General features: G+C 51.5%; 17 protein-coding genes. 14 read left to right on the top strand and 3 right to left on the bottom strand.

What is annotated here, in order from left to right:
* Positions 1-77 precede the first annotated feature (77 nt).
* Positions 78-2,534 carry a TonB-dependent receptor gene (locus tag MUN82_RS16080; protein ID WP_245092084.1) on the bottom strand — a complete coding sequence of 819 codons (2,457 nt, stop codon included), beginning with the start codon at positions 2,532-2,534 and terminating at the stop codon, positions 78-80.
* Between the two features lie 399 nt (positions 2,535-2,933).
* On the opposite strand from MUN82_RS16080, the gene MUN82_RS16075 reads away from it, so the two are divergent.
* The 4 genes from MUN82_RS16075 to MUN82_RS16060 all read left to right on the top strand — a co-directional run bounded on the left by MUN82_RS16075 (position 2,934) and on the right by MUN82_RS16060 (position 7,382).
* Positions 2,934-3,425 carry a hypothetical protein gene (locus MUN82_RS16075; RefSeq protein WP_245092083.1) on the top strand — a complete coding sequence of 164 codons (492 nt, stop codon included), beginning with the start codon at positions 2,934-2,936 and terminating at the stop codon, positions 3,423-3,425.
* A gap of 291 nt (positions 3,426-3,716) precedes the next feature.
* Positions 3,717-4,157, top strand: a complete 441-nt coding sequence (locus MUN82_RS16070) for an STAS/SEC14 domain-containing protein (protein WP_245092082.1) — start codon at positions 3,717-3,719, stop codon at positions 4,155-4,157.
* 135 nt (positions 4,158-4,292) lie between these two features.
* Positions 4,293-6,137: a molecular chaperone HtpG gene (gene htpG / locus MUN82_RS16065; RefSeq protein WP_245092080.1), complete on the top strand. Its 1,845-nt coding sequence runs from the start codon at positions 4,293-4,295 to the stop codon at positions 6,135-6,137.
* Positions 6,138-6,383: 246 nt separating this feature from the next.
* A complete protein-coding gene (locus tag MUN82_RS16060; protein ID WP_245092078.1) occupies positions 6,384-7,382 on the top strand; it encodes a toxin-antitoxin system YwqK family antitoxin in 999 nt (332 codons plus the stop codon).
* Between the two features lie 17 nt (positions 7,383-7,399).
* On the opposite strand, the gene MUN82_RS16055 is transcribed toward MUN82_RS16060, so the two are convergent.
* Positions 7,400-7,759 carry a YraN family protein gene (locus MUN82_RS16055; protein WP_245092076.1) on the bottom strand — a complete coding sequence of 120 codons (360 nt, stop codon included), beginning with the start codon at positions 7,757-7,759 and terminating at the stop codon, positions 7,400-7,402.
* Positions 7,760-7,927: 168 nt separating this feature from the next.
* Between MUN82_RS16055 and lipB the strand changes: the two genes are divergently transcribed.
* The 10 genes from lipB to porN all read left to right on the top strand — a co-directional run bounded on the left by lipB (position 7,928) and on the right by porN (position 18,476).
* On the top strand, positions 7,928-8,728 hold the full coding sequence (lipB, locus tag MUN82_RS16050; protein WP_245092074.1) for a lipoyl(octanoyl) transferase LipB: 801 nt from the start codon (positions 7,928-7,930) through the stop codon (positions 8,726-8,728).
* A gap of 40 nt (positions 8,729-8,768) precedes the next feature.
* Entirely contained in the window at positions 8,769-9,185 is a 417-nt protein-coding gene (locus MUN82_RS16045) for a hypothetical protein (protein WP_245092072.1), read from the top strand.
* Between the two features lie 51 nt (positions 9,186-9,236).
* Entirely contained in the window at positions 9,237-10,319 is a 1,083-nt protein-coding gene (locus tag MUN82_RS16040) for an MraY family glycosyltransferase (protein WP_245092070.1), read from the top strand.
* 316 nt (positions 10,320-10,635) lie between these two features.
* Positions 10,636-11,544, top strand: coding sequence for a DUF4271 domain-containing protein (locus MUN82_RS16035; RefSeq protein WP_245092069.1), 909 nt, complete (start codon positions 10,636-10,638; stop codon positions 11,542-11,544).
* Between the two features lie 67 nt (positions 11,545-11,611).
* Complete coding sequence (locus MUN82_RS16030; protein ID WP_245092067.1) at positions 11,612-12,424, top strand: uroporphyrinogen-III synthase; 813 nt, start codon at positions 11,612-11,614, stop codon at positions 12,422-12,424.
* Positions 12,425-12,684: 260 nt separating this feature from the next.
* The gene (locus MUN82_RS16025) at positions 12,685-13,692 is read left to right on the top strand and encodes a PorP/SprF family type IX secretion system membrane protein (RefSeq protein WP_245092065.1); all 1,008 of its coding nucleotides are present in this window, start codon (positions 12,685-12,687) and stop codon (positions 13,690-13,692) included.
* A gap of 237 nt (positions 13,693-13,929) precedes the next feature.
* A complete protein-coding gene (gene porK, locus MUN82_RS16020) occupies positions 13,930-14,937 on the top strand; it encodes a T9SS ring complex lipoprotein PorK/GldK (protein ID WP_245092063.1) in 1,008 nt (335 codons plus the stop codon).
* Between the two features lie 122 nt (positions 14,938-15,059).
* Positions 15,060-15,839, top strand: a complete 780-nt coding sequence (porL, locus tag MUN82_RS16015) for a type IX secretion system motor protein PorL/GldL (RefSeq protein ID WP_245092061.1) — start codon at positions 15,060-15,062, stop codon at positions 15,837-15,839.
* 61 nt (positions 15,840-15,900) lie between these two features.
* Positions 15,901-17,487: a type IX secretion system motor protein PorM/GldM gene (porM, locus tag MUN82_RS16010; protein WP_245092059.1), complete on the top strand. Its 1,587-nt coding sequence runs from the start codon at positions 15,901-15,903 to the stop codon at positions 17,485-17,487.
* A gap of 47 nt (positions 17,488-17,534) precedes the next feature.
* Entirely contained in the window at positions 17,535-18,476 is a 942-nt protein-coding gene (gene porN, locus MUN82_RS16005) for a type IX secretion system ring subunit PorN/GldN (RefSeq protein WP_245092057.1), read from the top strand.
* 127 nt (positions 18,477-18,603) lie between these two features.
* Here porN and uvrC read toward each other — a convergent pair whose 3' ends face one another.
* Complete coding sequence (gene uvrC, locus MUN82_RS16000) at positions 18,604-20,418, bottom strand: excinuclease ABC subunit UvrC (protein WP_245092056.1); 1,815 nt, start codon at positions 20,416-20,418, stop codon at positions 18,604-18,606.
* Positions 20,419-20,606: the final 188 nt, after the last annotated feature.

Below are 20,606 nucleotides of genomic sequence, written 5' to 3'. Positions count from 1 at the left end.
TGACGTCAGTCGTTCTCACATGAAAAGGTCCTTCGCTCCGCTCAGGATGACAAGCGGGTTAGGAATTACTCGGCCACTTAGTTGAACGCCAGTGGTACTACCAGCTTCACGCTCACGTTGCGGCCCATGTTGAATACGCCGCGCCGGCCGGTCACGTTGTTGACGTCGGCGTACTTCAAGCGGCTCAGGTGGCTCTGGTAGCCCACGTCAAACAGGTTATTGGCAGCCAGGTAGAGGCTGAACAGCGTTTGCGCTTTGGCATTGCGCACGTCGGCGCCCAAGCTAGCGTTGCAGAGGGTGTAGCCCGGCGTGCGGGTTTCGGTGGAGTAGGCCGAGTAAAACCGGTCCTGCGCAAAGGTGTGCTCTACCAGAAAGCTGGCGTACAAATTAGCCAAATGTTGACTTTGGCCTACTTTCCGGAAGTTCACTCGCAGCTCCGATTGAAACCGGTTGGCCGGGATGAAAGGTAGGTAGCGCGTGCTGTCGGGCTGGTGTAGTTGAGTGGCCCGCACCATCGAAAAGGTGTTTTCGAAATGCAGCCAGTCCAGTGGGTGGGGATGAATGTCAAGGCTGACCTCGCCACCTACCAGCCGAGCATCTCCCTGCCCGTACCGAAATACTGGGTCGCCAGTTACAGCAATAGAATCGGCTCCTGAAGCAGTGGCCAAGCGGCTGGGAAAAATGTAGTGGTTGATGCGGTTATGAAACGCATCCACATTCAGGCTGATGTGCTGCGTAGTGTAGCTCACACCGGCATCTAGCTGCGTACTCACCTCGGCCCGCAGGTTCGGCTCTCCAACCTCGTAGCGAATGGTGCCCTCATGCTGCCCATTGGAGCCCAGCTCGGCAATATTGGGCGCCCGAAACCCACGCGACGCATTAGCCTTCAAGGTCAGGTCGTCGGTAGCATTGAAGGCCCCACCCGCGCTACCCGATACATTGCGAAAGGTGCTGGTGAAGCGGCCAAACTTGTTTTCGGCGCCAGGGGTATCGGCCGGTACGGGCTGCTCGTCGGCGTTCAGGTAGAGCGCATCGGCCTTGATGCGCCGGACATCGTAGCGCAGACCGCCGCTCAGGTCGAGCTTGCCGATAGTTTTCTTGGTGACGCCAAACACGCCGCCATCGAACAGCCGGTAGGCCGGAATCAAAAACTCTACGTCTTTATTGTGGTTTTGCTGCACCTGCCCGCTCACCCCCAGCGTCGTGTTCCATCCGTTTGTTTCGGGTAAGAAATAGCGCGCGGCGTAGTCTACGGTGTGCAGCTGAAAGTATAGCTCAGGCTCGTCGGGCACCAGCACGTCGCCGAACTCGCGGCGCAGGTTTTGCTGCCAGCCCACGTTCAACGTCAGGCGGCTCTGGCCTAGGATAAAGTTGTTGTCGGTACCAATGCGCAGGTGATTCACCCGTTGGCGCGGCACCGATAGGTCGTAGCCGCGCAAGTCGCTACTGCTAACGGGTACGGCCACCACAGCATCGCCGCCTACCCCCACATCTTTCAGGAAGCGGCCGGTAGTTTCGTCCCGGTCGCCTTCGGTGAGGCCTAGCTCTTGGTTAAAGGAGTTGAACGTGAGGTGCGAGAAGCCCCAATTCTTATTCAGTCCCACATAGCCATTGGCATCCAGCTCCCGAAACCCGGAATTAAATACCCGGCCGTCGTAAGAGTTTCGGTAGGCGCCGGCAATCTTGCCCGTGCCGCGTACCAACCAGTTCAGGCCGTTGCGGTTGCCGGCGTTCATCACCGAATAGCCTTGTAGGTGGTTATTGGTCTGGTAGTTGGCCGATACCGAACCCAGTATTTTGCCCTCCTCCACGGGGTCGGCGGGTAGGAAGTTGATAACGCCCGCCATACCATCGGAGCCGTAGAGCAGCGAGCCGGGACCTTTTATAATCTCTACCCGGTCTACCGAATACTGGTCGATTTCGATGCCGTGCTCGTCGCCCCATTGCTGCCCCTCCTGCTTGGCGCCGTTGTTCAGCGTAATTACACGGTTGGCTCCCAGCCCCCGAATAATGGGCTTGCTAATGGCTGGCCCGGTAGTAATCTGGGCCACGCCGGGCGTATGGGCCAGCGCATCTACAGCGTTGGTACTGGCCCGCTGGCTCAGCTCCTTGTTGCTGATAATAGTAGTAGGAATAGGCGAGCGGCGCATTTCCGTAGCCGCCGATACGCCTGTCACTACCACTTGCCCTATCTCGGTGGTAGCCGGCGTGAGGGCCAGTTCCAGCGGCTGGCCGCTGCCTGTATCGATGGTGCGCACCAGGGTAGTGTAACCCAAGGAGCGTACCTGCACCAGAAACCGCCCGCGGGGTAGAGTAGTAAAGCGAAAAGTGCCGTCGGGGCCAGTGGCAGTTGCCTGACGCAAATCCTGAAACAACACCGTCACGCCAGGTAGGGCTTCGTGCGTGTCGGCGTCTACGACGCGCCCCGTAACGAATGAGCCTGTTGTAGCGCGGGGAGTGGGTGCTACCGGCAGGGTTTGAGCAATGGCGTTGTGGGCAAGAAGGCCGACAAATAGTAGATAGTAGCGTGTCATGTACAGCAGCAAAAGACAACGCTTACGAGGATACCTATGTCCTTTTGACTTTCGTAGGGCAGCGTCTTATTCTCTCAAAAGTAGTAGAAAGTCATGCATTGCTTAAATGGCATGTTTTATTGTAGTGATTTATTATAATAGTTCAATTAAATTATCTAATAACAGTTATTGAACTATTTGTAGTGGGTATCAGTCTTAGTATGGGACTAGGTAATCGTTATGAAAAGCTTAGCCCTCTTTATTGTCGATAAATAAGCTTTTTTTAGAGTGATTAGTAGCTTTTTGGATGGCGTATAAGTTTGTTTTATTTGTGGAATACGTCTCTACAAATCAGAACTGAATAAATTTATTTTGTATAATTCATATATTAATAGAAAAAAACATATCTTTGTTCACATCATGCTATATGATTTAGATTATATGTTTATCCAGTATACCGATGAGCTGCGGTTGCTGCGTGCTCAATGGAGGCCTGGACACTCCTTGCAGCATTTTCGGCAGGGCTTATCGCGTATATTAGAATTAACAGAAAAGCACGCAGTCACACATCTTCTGTTAGACCTGCACGACCTGCCAGATATCAGCATCATGGAGCAGGCTTGGATCAGTTTGACTTGGTTTCCAAAAATGACAGACCAGTCACTGCAGCAAGTGGCCTTGGTAATGCCGCCTCGTAGTCTCTACAACCAGATGGTAGTAGACAGCATCCTATGGATGGGGCAGGCGCTCATCCGGTTTGACATTCAGTTTTTCTCCGAAACGAAAGACGCGCTCGATTGGGTTACTGGGGAGTCGTCGTTATTGCCAGCGATACAGCAGGAATGGAATCGCCCTAACACGGCACCCTCAGCATCGCACGGTAAGCATTATCTAAGCATAACATGCTCATAATAATGCGGTAGTACTAGCGCTGCATCTTTGTAGTAGTCAACCTGTTTACACGCTACTGCTATGAAAAAGATGCTGCATTTGCTCTCAGGACTACTGCGCCCGGCGGGCTCTCCACCTTCTGTTGCCAACGATATACCGGAAATGCTGTTCGTGTAACTGACGAAGGAGTGTAACGCCTGAAATAATCCATTCGCCGGGCTAAGCTTTCCGACGGTCGAAAACACGAATCCTTTTCGCAAGCACAACAGTAAGTTTAACTATTCCGCAATGTGATTTTGCCGGAATAGCCCAATGATTTATCGGTTCCCCTCTATTACGGTGCTCTTCGATGTCAGCCTACGGCTGCTGTGGTGGAAATGGACCGGCGAGCCCGACGATACAGCACTCCGGGAAGCGTTTGAGCAGTTGTTGCAGCTTTCCGACGAGCTGCAGCCCTTCCGCTGGCTGGCCGATGTCAGCAGCCTGCCGACTGTAAGCCCCATGCACCAGCACTGGCTCAGCGAAAGTTGGCTGCCTCAGTATCGGCGGTTGCATATTCAGGCGCTGGCTGTACTGCTTCCTTCTACCTTACACAATCAGTTGGTGCTGGAAAACCTGGTGGCTGATACCCTACCCGCGGGGCGTTGCGATATGCAGTATTTCTCGGATGTGCTGGCCGCGCTGGATTGGCTGTCGCTGATGGATGAGGACTGCGCAACGCAGCTACAGCAGGAGTGGCTGGCCGCCGTATAGGCGGAGATTGGGGGTAGGACGGCGTCAAGCGCTGTCAAACTGGCAGCCAGAAGACTCGTGGAATATCTTTTGAGGACAGCCAACTGTTGCGCCGCCTGGCGCCTGAATTCGTCTGTCCACTCTAATACTCCCGTTATGCAAGAGAAAGGTAGCATCTCGATTCACACCGAGAATATCTTCCCCATCATCAAGAAATTCCTGTACTCCGACCACGAAATCTTCCTGCGCGAGCTGGTGAGCAATGCCGTGGACGCCACCCAAAAGCTCAAGAGCCTAGCCCAACTGGGCGAGTTCAAAGGAGAGCTAGGCGAGTTGAAAGTACGCGTGACGGTGGACAAGGAAGCCCGCAAAATCACCATCTCCGACCGCGGCATTGGCATGACGGCCGAGGAAATTAAGAAGTACATCAACCAGATTGCCTTCTCCGGCGCCACCGAATTTGTGGAGCAATACAAGGAGAAGGATGCCGCCACCAAAGACCAGATCATCGGGCAGTTTGGTCTGGGGTTCTACTCGGCGTTTATGGTCGCCAAGGAGGTAGAAATCTGGTCGAAGTCGTATAAAGACGACACACTGACTGCCCATTGGACTTGCGATGGTAGCACCGAGTTTACGTTGGACGAGCCCACCGGGGAGCACGAAAAAGCCGAGCGTGGCACCGACGTAGTGCTGCACGTGGCCGAGGACTCGGATGAGTTTCTGGAAGAAGCTCGTCTAAAAGCCATCCTCAACAAGTACTGCAAGTTCCTACCCATCCCGATTGAGTTCGAGGGTGAGGTAATCAACCAAACGGCGCCTATTTGGACCAAGCAGCCCTCGGAGCTGACCGACGAGGACTACACCAAGTTCTACCAGGAGCTGTACCCCTTCTCGGAGCCGCCGCTGTTCTGGATTCACCTGAACGTGGATTACCCCTTCAACCTGACGGGTATCCTGTATTTCCCCAAAATCAAGGACGAGCTGCAATTGCAGCGCAACAAGATTCAGCTCTACTCGCGCCAAGTGTTCATTACCGACGAGGTGAAGGACGTGGTGCCCGAGTTCCTGATGCTGCTGCACGGCGTGATTGACTCGCCGGACATTCCCCTGAACGTGTCGCGCTCCTTCCTGCAAGCCGATGCGGCGGTGAAAAAGATCAACACCTACATCACTAAAAAGGTAGCCGACAAGCTGGCCGAGCTGTTCCGCAAAGACCGCGCTGGCTACGAGCAGAAGTGGTCGGATATCGGCTTGTTCGTGAAGTACGGCATGCTGTCGGATGAGAAGTTCTACGACCGCGCCAAGGACATTGTGCTGGTGCAGGACACTACCGACAAGTACTATACGCTGAACGAGTACCAGGAGCACATTCAGGCCAACCAGAAGGACAAGAACGACCAAACGGTTATCCTGTACACCACCGACCCAGAGGCCCAGCACGGCTACGTGCAAGCAGCCCTGGACCGTGGCTACTCGGTGCTGAAGCTGAATGCCGTGCTCGACCCGCACTTTATCGGGCAGCTGGAGCAGAAGCTGGAGAAAGTAACCTTTAAGCGTGTGGACGCCGACACGGTAGGCAAGCTCATCGAGAAGGATGAGACGACCGAAAGCGTGCTCAGCGACGACGACAAAACCAAGCTGACAGAGGTGTACAAAGCCGCCATCAACAACGAGCACATGCAGGTGCAGGTAGAAGCCCTGTCGCCGCAGGATGCGCCGGTGATTGTGACGGTGCCCGAGTTTATGCGTCGTATGAAAGATATGCAACGTGTGGGCGGCGGTGGAGGCATGCAGATGTTCGGTTCCCTACCCGACAGCTACACCGTGAGCGTGAATGCCAACCACCCCGTGGCTCAGCGCGTGCTAGCACAAGAAGGTGAAGCTGGCCAGAAACTCGCTAAGCAAGCCTTCGATCTGGCCCTACTCAGCCAAGGTATGCTGAAAGGTGAAGCATTGACGGCTTTCGTGAAACGCAGTGCTGAGCTCCTAACGGCCGAATAATCGTGATTGCTCAGTATAAGAAAGTCTGAGAAGTCTTAAACAGTACAAAAGCCCGCTGCCTGTCATAAGGTCGGCGGGCTTTTTGTTTTGTGTGAAATACATGAGTATAGTGTGCAAGTAGCTTATGCCCAACGGCGTCTGACTACTCACCATTTCACAACTTCATTACTCACCGCCGGGCACCAAAGCGGTGTATCTTTACGTTTGGCTGGGATATTCTTTGGCTACCTTTCCTACCCTGTTTGCATGCGTAGTACCCGTTTACCCTTTGTCGGACTTTTGGCCCTGTTGCTGCCGTTGACGGAGGCCTGTACCCGCAAAACCGTCTCGTTTAGCAGTCAGCCCGACGCGGCTACCCTGCTGGCTACCACCGATTCTCTGACTACTGCCAATGACACGGCCAGCGCGCCTTCGCTCACCAACAAGCGCGTAGCCGCCCTGAGCAAAGAGCAGGAGAAGGCAGCCAAGGCGAAAGCCAAAGCGGAACAGCGCAAACCTAAAAAGAAGAAAAACATCTTCATGGGTCAGCCCATTAAAAAGGGCTATGCGAAGTCGGGGCCGAAGGGGAAAAAGCAGGTGGTGGAGATATTCTACTACCTGAAAAATTTTCAGCAGCCCAATCTCTACGCGCCTGGTCGCTATATCTACGATGCAGGTAAGCACCGTATTTACAAAGCTGGTCCTGGCGAGCTAGACCCAAAGAGTTTGGTGCTGCATGGCCCGTACAAGAAGCTACAAGGCGGTAAGGTGATAGAAACGGGCTTTTTTGCCGTGGGTACGCGCCATTTGCGCTGGGAGCAAACCACCGCCGACAACATCCTGCGCGACAAAGTGCACTACGAAATGGGTTTCCCCCGCGACGCCGTTATTTCTTATTACGACGCCGAGCACAAGCAACTGAAAGAAGTGATTCCCTACGTGAACGGGGAGCTGGAAGGCGACTACGTACGCTACAACGAAAATGGCCAACGCGAGTGGGACGGCCAGTTTGAGAATGGTAAAAAGGTAGGCCTGTGGGTTAACTACTGGGGCTTTCGCAATCTGAAGGACCGTCGCCACTATGTGTATGCCTATGGCGAATCGGGCTATGAGCCGGAGGTAGCCACGCCGGAGCTGGTGATGGAATACAACCGCAACGGCGTGCTCGTCTTCGACAAAGAAAAAGGCTACGACAAGCGCGGTACCGCCGACGCCAGCGCCGACCCCGTAGACCGTCGCCGCCCAGGCAGTACTCGCCGGAAATAGGGGGGTAGGGCCTACCCTCAATAAAACGCGTCTTCAAAGTGCTCTATCCGAAAGCCGGCGGCTACGGGTGTCACGGCTAATACGTCGAAGCGAATGTCGCCGTGCCAGTCCAATTCCTCCTGTACCTGTTCAGCCGCTAAGCGAAATAGTTGCCGCTTGCGCTCCGTCACGAAGGCCTCGGGGTAGCCAAACTGTGTGGTAGAGCGGGCCTTCACTTCTACAAATACCAGCAACGCAGATTCTAGCCGGGCAATCAAGTCGATTTCGGCGCGGCGGTAGCGGTAATTACGCTGCACAATGGTGTATCCCTGCGCCGTGAGGTACGCAGCAGCAGCGTCTTCGCTGTCTTGGCCAAGTTGGTGTGCGGGGAGAAGCATAAGTGGGTAGGGAGAAGCGCGGATGGGTTGGTGCTAAATCTAGTACCTTTGAAGTGGTTTGCGTGCCTACCCATTGTCAGAGTTGCAGTTGACTGTTATTGACAAGCCGAAAGGGTGCAACAAGGAGCCGGCGCAGCTTACTTTTTGTACACCATATTTTTTATCAGGATGGATACAGTGCTTACTTCTTGCATCGCGTCGGTTCCGGACACTTTATTGCCCATTGCCGCACCCGCTGCTACACCCCAGCAAAATCGTGCCCTGCAAGTACGTGATCTGGGTGTGCAGCCGTATGAGGCAGCCTGGGCGTACCAAGAGAGTGTGCTAGCCGATACGCTGGAACGCAAAAAGCAAAACCGCGACGCCATCGAGCGAGGTGAATCTCCTGTGCCTACCCCTAACTACCTGTTGCTGTGCGAGCATCCGCACGTGTATACCTTAGGGAAGAGTGGCAAGCCCGAGCACCTTCTGCTCAACGAGGCCGGTCTGGCGCACCACGGCGCTACCTTCCACCGCATCAACCGCGGTGGCGACATCACTTACCACGGCCCTGGCCAACTGGTGGGCTACCCCATCCTCGACCTCGACAACTTCTTCACCGACATTCACCGCTACCTGCGCGTACTGGAAGAAGCTGTTATCCTCACACTGGCCGATTTTGGCGTTTCGGCGGGGCGTATTGCCGGCCTCACCGGCGTGTGGCTCGACTGGAAGGAAGGTGCACCCAACCCCCGAAAAATCTGCGCAATGGGCGTGAAGTGCAGCCGCTGGGTGACCATGCACGGCTTTGCGCTCAACGTCAACACGGACCTCAGCTATTTCAGCCATATCATTCCCTGCGGCATCGATGATAAAGCCGTTGCGTCGTTGCAGCAGGAGTTGGGGCGCGCTGTGCCGCTGACTGAAGTAGCGGCCCGGCTGGTGCCTCATTTGATGGCCTTGCTAAGGGCTACGCCAACGGAAGAATAACTGAGCCAGAGAATCCTCCTTATTTACTTCAGTCTGTATTATGAAAGAAGATATTCTCTTTGAACCGGTAGAAGGCGTCTCTATTGCTGTTGTGCCCAAGCAGGAAGCGGCCGTAGAAGACGGCAAGCCCGGCTGGCTCGTGTATTTGCTGAACTACAATTCCTTTCCGCTCAGCAACGTTATCGTCAGCTCCAACGGTTATGGCACCACTGCACAGGGCGAGCCAGTACGCACCTCTACCCTGCGTCATGCCTTGCCGGAGGTAGGGCCCCGCAGCGCCGTTCCCATCGAACCTATTGATCCGGCTCTTTTTCACCTCAACAACCAATATTGGCTCAGCTACTACCGGGGGGCGCAGATTTTCGATAAGAAATTCATCTTCGTTCCCGATTCTATTGTGCCCGCCAATCTGACACATATTGCGCTGCTTGAACAAGAGGGCGTACTACATAGCTAGTGTGCTCCTTGTGCCTTATCCTACCCCTTTCAATTTGATTTTGACACTACGATGCCCGTTCTCGGAGTAAAACTGGTACTGTCGGCTCTGTGGTCGTTTTTGGTGGCGCTGTTTGCCGTGCCGTCCATTATCTACATCGCTCACCTGAAGAATATGCTCGACACGCCTAACGTGCGTACCGTGCACGAGTCGCTTACGCCTCGCTTGGGCGGAGTAGCCATTTTCGCAGGCTTTATGTCGGCGCTTACCATCTTCGCACCCCTCGAAAATGGCATTCAGCAACTACTAGCGGGCTGTATTGTGCTGTTCTTTGTAGGGTTGAAGGACGATTTGGTGACTATCTCCGTTACCAAAAAGTTTATTGGTCAGCTGCTGGCAACTGGTATCATCATGGTGATGCCCGATATAGAAATTCGCATCACTAGTTTCCAAGGCATCTTAGGCATTCATGAGTTGCCTATGGGGGTAAGCTACGCCATTACCTTCGTCGCCATTGTAGGTATTACGAATGCTATTAATCTTATCGATGGTCTTGATGGTTTAGCCGGTACCATTGTGAGCATCATCTCCGCTACGTTTGGTTACTATTTTCTGCGCTACGGCGGTCCTTCTTATGGCAACTACGCCTACGTGGCTATCTGTCTGATTGGGGGGATTGTAGGTTTTCTGCGCTACAACTTTCACCGTGCCAGCATCTTCATGGGCGACACTGGCTCGTTGGTATGTGGATTTATCGTGTCGGTGCTCACCATTCAGTTTGTAGAGATGGGAGCTACCACAGGGCAGCCGTTCGGAGCCTCGTCGCCGTCGGTGGCGGTAGGCATTCTATTTGTGCCGTTGTTTGATACCCTACGGGTGTTCATTATCCGGATGCTAGCAGGTCGCTCGCCTTTCTCTCCCGATAAAAACCACATTCACCACCGAATCCTAGCCATGGGCTTTCAACAGATTAGCACAGTGTTGTTGCTAGGACTACTCAACGTAGTAGTCATTCTGTTCGTCATCAATTTCGCTACTCTAGGCAATACGCTGTTGATTGCTGCTTTGGTAGCTTTTTCGGTACTGCTAAGTGTTTTCTTGGGTGTGTATCACAGTCGGCGGGGCGTGCAGCGCCGGGTGGCATCGCAATCGTAGTAAAACACTGAGTTTGCTGAGTAATATGAGGCGCAATCAACCCGTTACCACATATGGTTCGTGGCGTTGGGTAATGGTGTGGCTACTTTATTGGCTGACCTCGCCTACAATTGCTAGTGCAGCTGAGTACCGGCCGTTGCCACCATCCGCTAAAAATGGCTTATCGAATGATTGGCTGATTTATAGCGCGTCCCGTAACCGGCTGACGCTGTATCTGCCTGGCTACCACGCGCCAGCGCACGCTTACTACCAGTGGGTAAACCTGCGTCCTGGCCGGCCCCTACCTATCACGTTTGTAGCGCGTCAGGATGAGTGCTTGTTTCTAGACAATCAACTGATTTTCAAATCTCCGGCTGCTGCATCCTACACGCTGGATCTGGCTACGTTCCTACCTCCTTCGGCACCGGCTGGTCAGCGCCTCCTGTGCGTGTGGCACGCCGATGCAGTGCCTAATTTGTCATCGTTTGCGAATGCTACTCCAGATGTATCAGCTGCTCCTGGCAAATCGCCCTCCACAATAGCCAGAGCGCTTCCGCGGCCCCGAGGGCACCAAGGGCAAACAGTATTCATTGGCTTTCTGCTGCTAATTGGGCTGCTGTATGGAGGACTACGGGCGTCTTATCAGCCAGGCTTCGCCCGCATCTACCAATTTGAGCAGTTATGGCGCCGCGGCAACAATGAACCCGATTTTTTGGTGAAGCCTACTATCACATGGCTCAACATCCTACTTGTTCTGATATTCTCGCTGTCCTTTGCACTGCTGCTTGTTGCCATTCATACCAATATTCAAAGCATCGTAATTCTACGGCGCTTATTCGCTGTACCCGAGTCTGCTATTGTACTGAGAGTATTGTTTTATACCAGCCTGATTGCCGCCTTCGTATTAGGAAAATACATTTTTCTTGAACTGATGGGTTACATCTTTGATGTAACGGCATTGGTGGTAGTCCAGTATCGGGAATTTATTCGCACGATTCTCTTTATGGGATTGTTTCTTCCGCTTGTTATGCTGCTCTATTTAGGACTTAATCAGACCTTGCCTGAAACAGTATTGTGGGTGTCTAATGGGGTGGTTTCCTTGCTTTTACTAGGGTCTGTATTTCGGATAGCTCGCACCTTGCACCGTCGGGCTTCGTTACTGAATCTGCATTTGTTTTCGTACCTTTGCGCCACAGAAGTGATTCCCCTCATCATTCTGCTTAAAATAATCGTTTTTACTTACTGATACCGCGCTCTTGCGGGTTTGAAGCACTTTCATACCCTGCGATTACGCTAGATTTACTCGATTACCTATGGCCGAAAGCAAAGATCAACCGGGAACGGGCCGGCATGCCAAAAGCATTGCTAGCATCCTCGTTACGCAGCCTAAGCCCACCGGGGATATATCACCCTATTTTACCATTGCGGAGAAGTACGGTATCAAAGTTGATTTCCGTGAGTTCATCCAAGTTGATCCAGTCTCATATAAAGACTTTCGCAAGGAAAAGGTAAATATTCTCGACCACACGGCTATTATTTTCACCAGCCGTAACGCTGTCGACCATTTCTTCCGAATCTGCCAGGAAGCCAAAATTGAGATGCCTGCCGAAATGAAGTATTTCTGCATTTCGGAGCAAACGGCCAACTATCTGCAGAAGTATATTGTGCTGCGTAAACGGAAGCTGTTTGTAGGGCTTCGGACAGCATCTGATCTGTTTGAAGTTATCAAAAAGCACAAGAGCGAAAAATTCCTGTATCCGTGCTCTGATATTCGCAAGGACGATATTCCGGAGTTCATGCGGGCTAATAACTACAAGTTCACGGAAGCAGTAATCTACCGCACCGTTGCCAGTGACTTATCAGACCTGAGCGACGTGAAATATGACTGCTTGGCCTTTTTTAGCCCCTCAGGTATTAGCTCGCTTTTCGTCAACTTCCCTGATTTCGTGCAGGACGGCACACGTATTGCGGCATTTGGCCCTACCACTGCCAAAGCTGTGCGCGACGCAGGCCTAGAGCTAGATATCGAAGCTCCTATGCCTAATGCGCCATCCATGACGGGGGCTATTGAAGAATACATCCGCCGGAACGCCGAGGCTGCAGCCGCGCTTAAAAACGGCAGGTAGAAGACCAGTAAAAATTGCAGCATATACCCCTTTCCCAGCAATTAGTTGTGGGGAAAGGGGTTTTTCTTTTATCAACAAAAATCAGTAACCGTATCAGGGCTGTAGGTGTATTTAAGCAAGTAAAAACATAAAGGTGGGTAGACACTTAATCCGCTAATGAAGCGTTTTAGCGCAAGGATGCGACCGAGTTTTTTTTCTACATTTGAAAACGTACCCGCGTAGCCGGTATAAGGCATACGCTCCGTCAAACCTGTTGCTATATGAAGCGAATTTTACTTGCCGGTTTCCTGTTCACCTGCGTTGGTACCGCCTTTGCCCAGCAACAGCCCAATTTCACGCATTACCCGTTCGTTGGTCTCTACCTAAATCCTGCGTATGCAGGCATTAAAGGGCAAGGTGAAATCACCGCGCTGGGCCGTTATCAATACCTCGGCTATAGTGGCAGTTTCGATGATGGTGGTTCCCCCCAAACCTATTTGCTTTCTGCTTCGTTGCCAGTGCCTGCTATAGGTGGAGGTATTGGTTTTCAAGTATATCGCGATGTAGTGGCAGTACTGAAAACTACCAACGCACAGCTTTCCTATTCCAAGCATTTCAAAATTGGCGAAGCCAGATTAGGAATAGGCATTCAGGGCATTTACAACCACGTAAGCCAAGGCGGTTATCGTCCCGTCGACCCGAACGACCCACGTGTTCCTGTCGAAGGTTCTGACGCTAAATTTGACATAGGTGCAGGAGTTTGGTATGAGGCACCTAAATTTTATGCTGGTATAAGTGTAAATAACTTGCTACGGGCAAATGGTTACCGCTATTTAGCGCAACCTATAGACCCTACCGCGCCTCTTTCTGAAACGGCGCAGTATCTGAATGAAAACCATTCGTACCTGACGGCAGGCTACAATATTGAGGCATCTTCATCCGTTGTAGTGACGCCCACCGTACTGATGAAAATGGTGCTACCAGGTAAGTTCGGCGACAGCAATAAATTTAATTTCAAGAATAATTCTTACGAAGCTGGAGTTCGTGCTACTGTCAATGACCGGTATTGGGCTGGTCTAGGCTACCGCTATGATGAATCCATTACTGGCTTGGTAGGATTCAGTTTTGGAAAAGACAACGCTGCACGCGTTGGACTAGCTTATGACCTTGTTGCATTTAACCAAGATGCAAGGGCTTTGAGTTCTGTTGAGCTTATGCTATCCTACCGTTTACCTAAACCCGGAATTTTTACGCGTCCAGCAGTCCGTACGCCTCGTTATAGTTTTTAGCCTCCATATCTGGCAGGGTTTTCGCGGTTTAGGTGAGTAAGAAAGACGAAGAGGACAATCGTAGGGAACCATGAGGAGCTATCCGCCTGTTTCACCGAATGTTGCATCTTCTTGCGGTCTTCCCGACGCGCCAGAGGAAAGGCTTGTGCGCGTACACTTCAGAGAGTAAATTTGCCATTCCATAAAATTGTAATCCTTGGGTATTGCCGCCCAATCAGCCTTTTCTACACCTACCTCATGAACAAGTTACTTCTACTACCTCTGGTTGCCTTTTCGGCATTGTTTCTGGGGGGCTGTGGCTTTGGCAAAGGACCGCAGGGCGACCTGGTGGGGGCGGAGGACCGTCCCGAATACAACCCGCAAGAGGTCCCTTTTGGCATGGTGCCTTGCCCCGGTGGTACATTCCACATGGGCCAAACCGATCAAGACATCTCAGCTTCCATGGTGAACATGAACAAGCAGGTAACTATTGCCGGCTTCTACATGGACGAGACAGAAATCACCAACAATGAGTACCGTCAATTCATGAACGCTATCCGTCAGGACTCTATTGACGTGTTGGGCGAAGAGTACGTGATGACGGAGCTGTATCCCGATACCACTGTATGGGTGCGCGACTTCACTTACCATATGGGTGATCCGCTGATGGAGTACTACTACACTCACCCAGCGTTCGACGATTACCCAGTGGTAGGGGTAGACTGGTTTGCCGCCAAGTATTTCTGCAACTGGCGCACCAAGAATAAAAACGCTGCCAATGAAGAGGCTGGTTTAGCGCCTACCCCTAACTTCCGCTTGCCCTCCGAGGCTGAGTGGGAATATGCAGCTCGCGGTGGGCGCGACCTCGCTACCTATCCTTGGGGTGGTCCTTACCTACGCAACTCACACGGCTGTATGCTAGCTAATTTCAAGCCCGGTCGTGGTGACTACGCTTCTGACGGGTATGCTTACACTTCGCCAGTAGGAGCTTTCTTCCCTAACGACTTTGGCCTGTATGATATGTCGGGTAACGTAGCCGAATGGTGCGATGATGCCTACATGGAAGCCTCAGTACCAGTAGTATGGGATATGAACCCTACCAACCCCGACGATAACGAGCCCCGCAAAGTAGTACGTGGTGGTTCCTGGAAAGACATTGCTTATTTCCTCGAAACAGGTACCCGTAATTTCGAATACCAAGATTCTGCTCGCTCCTACATTGGTTTCCGTTGCGCCATGATCCAAATCGGCCGCAACTCCCGCTAATTCAAACTTTGCTTTCAATTAATCAGGCCAGGTGGCCAACGCATTAACCTCACCAACCCTCATCATTTCCAATCTTCTTTTCAACAATGGCAGCAAAAGGTAACTTTTTCTTCGACAGTGTAATGCCGAAAATCTACGGTATTGGAGCTGCAGTCGTAATCATTGGTGCACTATTCAAAATTCTACACTTACCCGGCGCTAACGAGATGCTGATTGTAGGTCTGGGCACTGAGGCAATTATCTTCTTTTTAAGTGCATTCCAACCCAATCCGAAAGAGGTAGACTGGTCGCTCGTTTATCCCGAACTGAGCGAAGGGTATGACCCCTCTACTGGCAACGCTAGCTTCCGGACCAACGCTATTGCCGACAACGGCAGCACTGGCCTAACCCGCAAACTGGACGATATGCTGAAGGATGCTAACGTAACTCCCGAAGCTATTAGCTCGCTGGGTGCTGGTCTGAACCGCTTGAGCACTACCACGCAACAATTGTCGACGCTGGGCGACGCTACTAACGCTACTGAAGAGTATACCACTAAAGTACGTGGCGCTGCGCAGTCACTGGAGCGCATCAATGAAGCATATGCTAACACTGCCCAGGCAATGACTGCTATGGCCGATGCTACCTCGGACGCAAAAGAATACCACGCACAAGTACAGAACGTAACCAAGAACCTGGGCGCTCTGAATGCAGTGTACGAAATGGAACTGCAGGATGCTAATACGCACCTGAAGTCGATGAACAAGTTCTACGGCACCCTGAGCCAAGCAATGGAAAACCTGACCGAAGCAGGTAAAGAAACCGAGCAGTTCAAGCAGGAAATCAGCGGTCTAACTACCAATCTGACCTCGCTGAACCGCGTGTACGGCAACATGTTGAACGCCATGCGTGCTACCAGCTAATTTGGTAACTAGAACCACATAAGAGATTCTGTCCCCACTATATATTTACTAGGAAGACAAGATGGCGGGAGGAAAAGAAACCCCACGGCAGAAGATGATCGGCATGATGTACTTGGTACTGACTGCTCTTCTGGCTCTGCAAGTAGACTCAGCAATTCTGCTGAAATTTAAATTCTTGGATGATGCATTGTTTGGCATCAACCAAAAGGTAGAAAAGGCAAACGGTAATGCTGTAAAAGGCATTCAGGCGCAGGTTGAGAAAAACCGCAACCAAGCCAGCGACTTAGCTGTGCTGAAGCAAAGCGAAGAGATTCGGGAGCGTAGCAAGGCAATGGTAGCTTATTTGAACGATATTCGTGATAAGCTAGTGACGGCCACTGAAAATAAGAAGGGCCAGAACTCGTACAACAACATGGATGCGAACGATAAGGTAGCAAACACCATGTTGGGCCAGAATAAAAATGGTTTGGCATATCCTTTGAAAGGCAAACTGAATGAGTACGCTAACTACATCAAAGGTTTTGTACCTGGTGCTACCCCATTGGCGCTAGACGCCAAGGAAGATCCTTTGACAGCTGCCGACCCAGCTCAGAAGACTAAAGACTTCGCCGAACTAAACTTCGAAAAGACTCCTCTCGTGGCTGCACTAGCCGTGCTTTCGCAGAAAGAAGCTGAAGTATTGAAGTACGAGTCGGATGCGTTGGCCGCACAGGCTGCTAAAGTGGGTGGTACTACCATCGTATTCGACAAAGTAGGTGCGTTCGCTAGTGCTGAGTCAAATACGGTAGCTGCCGGCACCAAGTATAAGGCAGAGATGTTCTTGACGGCTTCGGCTTCGGGTCTGAAGCCGAGCATGACCCTGAACGGTTCGCCTTTATCAGTGGATGCCAACGGCCGTGGTAAGATTGAGTTCACGGCTACGCCTGGTGGCTTCGATGCTGCTGGTAACGCCAAGAAAAGCTGGTCAGGTGCGATTCGCTTCAAGCAGAATGGCCGCGATACCACCTTTAAGGTAACGGTTCCTTATACCGTAACCAAGCCGGTAATGCAGATTCAGTCGGCTTCGGTACAGGCATTGTACTTCAAATGCGGTAATAAGCTGAGCGTGCAAGTACCTGCTCTGGGTGCTCAATACAAGCCTAGCTTCTCAGCTTCAGGCGCTTCGGCCATCCCCGGCTCCAAAACCGGTGAAGTGATGTTGGTGCCTAACTCGCGTGAAGTTACTCTGAATGTGAGCAGCAGCGGCAATGCTATCGGCTCGCAAATTTTCCAAGTGCGCCCAGTTCCGAAACCTGATATCAAATGCGTGGTCGGTGGCCGTGAAGCTAATGAAAAGCAGGGTACCCCTATCACTGCTGTGCGTAACCTGTCGCTACGTGCTATTCCAGATGCCAGCTTCGCCAACTTCTTACCTGAAGATGCTCGTTATCGGGTGACTAGCTACGAAGTAACACTGGTACGTGGTCCTCGCCCTGTAATGCCTTCTCGTACTATCAGTGGCCCCGATGCTAACCTAAGTGATGTGGTGAATACCGCTAAGCCAGGTGACCGTCTCTATATTCAGGTGAAAGAAGTGAAGCGCATGAACTTCCAAGGCCAGCAGGAAGAAGTGAATATGGGCAAGCAGTTCAATATTCCGCTCATCTAAGCGTTTGCTAACTGAACGAAACGCGGCGATTTACTGATTACTACGGTATGAACAAGATTCTCTCCTTGGCTGCCCTGGCAGCAGGCCTCACGCTGTCGGTAGCAGCTTCGGCACAGGAACAAGCTACTACCGCGAGCAGCAATGGCTCGTACCGTCCGATTCCGAATTCGGATATCATGTTCAGCAAAACTATCTGGCGCGCTGTCGACCTGCGGGAGAAGCAGAACAAGCCGATGTTTGCCGAGGGTAAGGAAATTAGCCGGGTTATCTTAGATGCAGTGAAGCGTGGTGAACTACAAGCATATGCCAACGATTCCTTAACTCGTACGTTAACACCAGCTCAAGTACAGGCAAATGCTTCTTACGTAGAAGAAACGCAAGGTCTCACGGATGCTGAGAAAGCTGCTGGCTTCACAGATGCTGATTTAGGTGGTGGAAGCGACGACGGTTGGGGAAGCGCTAGTGGTGATGGTTGGGGTGCTCCCGCTAAGAAGAGCACTAAAAAGGGCGCGAAAACTACCAAAAAGGTAGCTGCTGCCCCACCAAAACCTGCTGCTCCACCCAGCTACGAGTATCGTCCCAAAGACCTATACCAAATGGAGTTAAGGGAAGATATGATCTTCGATAAGAAACGGTCGCGGATGTATCATGACATCAAGTCTATTACACTAGTAGTTCCATCTACACTGCCTTCCAACGCATCGGGAATCGAGAAGCCAATTGGTACGTTCAAGTATAGTGACTTGGTGCGAGTATTCCGTAACAATCCTGCTAGTGCCATCTGGTTTAATCCCCAGAACGACGCCCAACACAAGAACCTAGCTGACGCGTTTGAGTTATGGTTGTTCAACTCGTACATCGTGCGTGTGTCGAACCCAAACAATGCGCGCCTCGACGAAATCTACGGTGGGCAGCAGCAAGGTATTCTGGCCTCGCAGCAAGCCGCAGCTGACCTAATCGAGTATGAGTATAACCTGTGGAGCTTCTAGGGCCACGAATTAGCTCGTATTCTAACGGATTACGCAGATTTCATAATTAAGCAGTTGACTATGTGAAAGCCCTAACCAGTTGCTGGTTGGGGCTTTTTGCGTATATATGATACATCAATTAAAGAAGCTATTCTGACGTAGCAGATTCCTGCGCTGCGAAATAAGTAAGCAATACTTTAGTCTTAGCTTTTCCTACCTCTGCTATTAGTTCATTTTCAGTGAGTTCTTTAATCTTTTTAACAGATTTAAATTTTGAAAGTAGCTTGTCTGCTGTAATTGGCCCCAGGCCCTTTACGTCGGTAAGCTCTGTCTTGAGGGTAGCAGCGTCACGGCGGCTGCGGTGGAAGGTGATGCCGAAGCGGTGTACCTCGTCGCGCATGCGTTGAAATAAGCGCAATGACTCGCTCTTCTTATCAATGTATAGGGGTAGGGGGTCGTTGGGGACATAGATTTCCTCTAAGCGCTTAGCAATACCGATGACGGCCATCTGCCCCCACAGATTCAGGTCTTTCAAGGCTTTAACAGCCATACTAAGCTGACCTTTACCACCGTCTACAATGACGAGCTGGGGTAGGCTGGCGCCTTCGTCTACTAAACGGCGGTAGCGACGCGTTACGACTTCATACATCGAATCGAAGTCGTTGGGGCCAACTACCGTTTTGATGTGGTAATGACGGTAGTCTTTCTTGCTGGGCTTGGCATTGCGAAAGCATACCATGGCTGCCACCGGATTATCGCCCTGAAAGTTGGAGTTGTCGAAGCATTCGATGTGCTTGGGTAGCTCCGTGAGACGTAAATCCTTCTTGATAGTTTCCATGATGCGCACCTCGTTCAGATCTTTCGAACGATCGTTCATGCTTTCCTTTTCCTTACGCAGATAGAGCACGTTTTTGATGCTAAGCTCCAACAGTTTGCGCTTGTCGCCAATTTGGGGCTGCGCTACTGATACGCCAGGTAGAGGCAAATCGGGAAGGGGAACGTTGGTTAGGATTTCTTTGGATTGGCTCTCGAACTCCTCACGCATCTGCATAACTAACGGTGCCAGAATATCTGCATCCGACTCATCCAGCTTCTTCACGACCTCCAATGATTGCGTCAGAATAATGGAGCCGTTCATCACCTTGAGGTAGTTGATAAACGCCGACTTTTCGTTGGAGGCAATGCTGAATACGTCGATGTTTGACAAGGACGCATTTACTACCGTCGATTTGGCCTGAAATTCTTCAAGCTTATCTAACTTCTGCTTGAACTGGTGCGCCAACTCATACTGCTGTTCTTGCGCCGCCGCCGTCATCTTTTCGCGGAAATAGGCACGTGCTACTGTCAGGTTGCCGCTGAGAATATTTCGGATCTGCGCGATGTATTGGTTGTACGTTTCCTCGTCCTGCAAGCCTTCGCAGGGGCCTTTGCAGTTGCCCAAGTGATACTCCAAGCAAACTTTAAATTTGCCAGCCTCTATATTCTGGGGCGACAAGTTATAAGTGCAAGTGCGCAGCGGGTAGAGCGCCCTAATCAACTCTAGCACCACGTTCATGGCCGTCAAGTTGGCATATGGACCATAGTAGCGACCATCGCCTGGCTTCTTGTTGCGGGTAGGGATGAGGCGCGGAAACCGCTCATTGGTCAGTAGCAGGTAGGGATATGTCTTGCCGTCCTTCAGCAGAATATTGTATTTGGGCTGATGCTGTTTGATGAGATTGTTTTCCAGCAAAAACGCCTCCGACTCATTGTCCACAATCGTGAACTCAATGCGCTTGATGTTTTTGACCAGCTGCTGCGTTTTCTTGTTGTGGTCCTGCTTGGTAAAATAGCTGCTCACCCGCTTACGGATGTCCACTGCTTTGCCAACATAGATAATGCCCTCGTCATCAAAGTATTTGTAGATACCAGGACGATGCGGCAAGTGGCGGATTTGTTCTTGCAGGTGGGCGTTGGCGGCCATAGAATAGACAAATGAGTTCTTTGCGGAAATACGCAGAGGTAGAACACAGAGGTTCAGTGAGGAATTTCCGCAGCGTAGTATTTCTACTAAATAAGCGGTGGTTAGTGCGCAGGTGTTAGAAATGCAAAAATGTGCCATCCTTAGCAGAGCGAAGGACTTTACCAAGGTAAAACGAGTCGTTGTTACAC

It is taken from the genome of Hymenobacter aerilatus (assembly GCF_022921095.1).
Taxonomy (GTDB): Bacteria; Bacteroidota; Bacteroidia; order Cytophagales; family Hymenobacteraceae; genus Hymenobacter; species Hymenobacter aerilatus.
The sequence above is the reverse complement of the archived record's forward strand: the minus strand, read 5'-3'. Positions and strand labels throughout refer to the sequence as shown.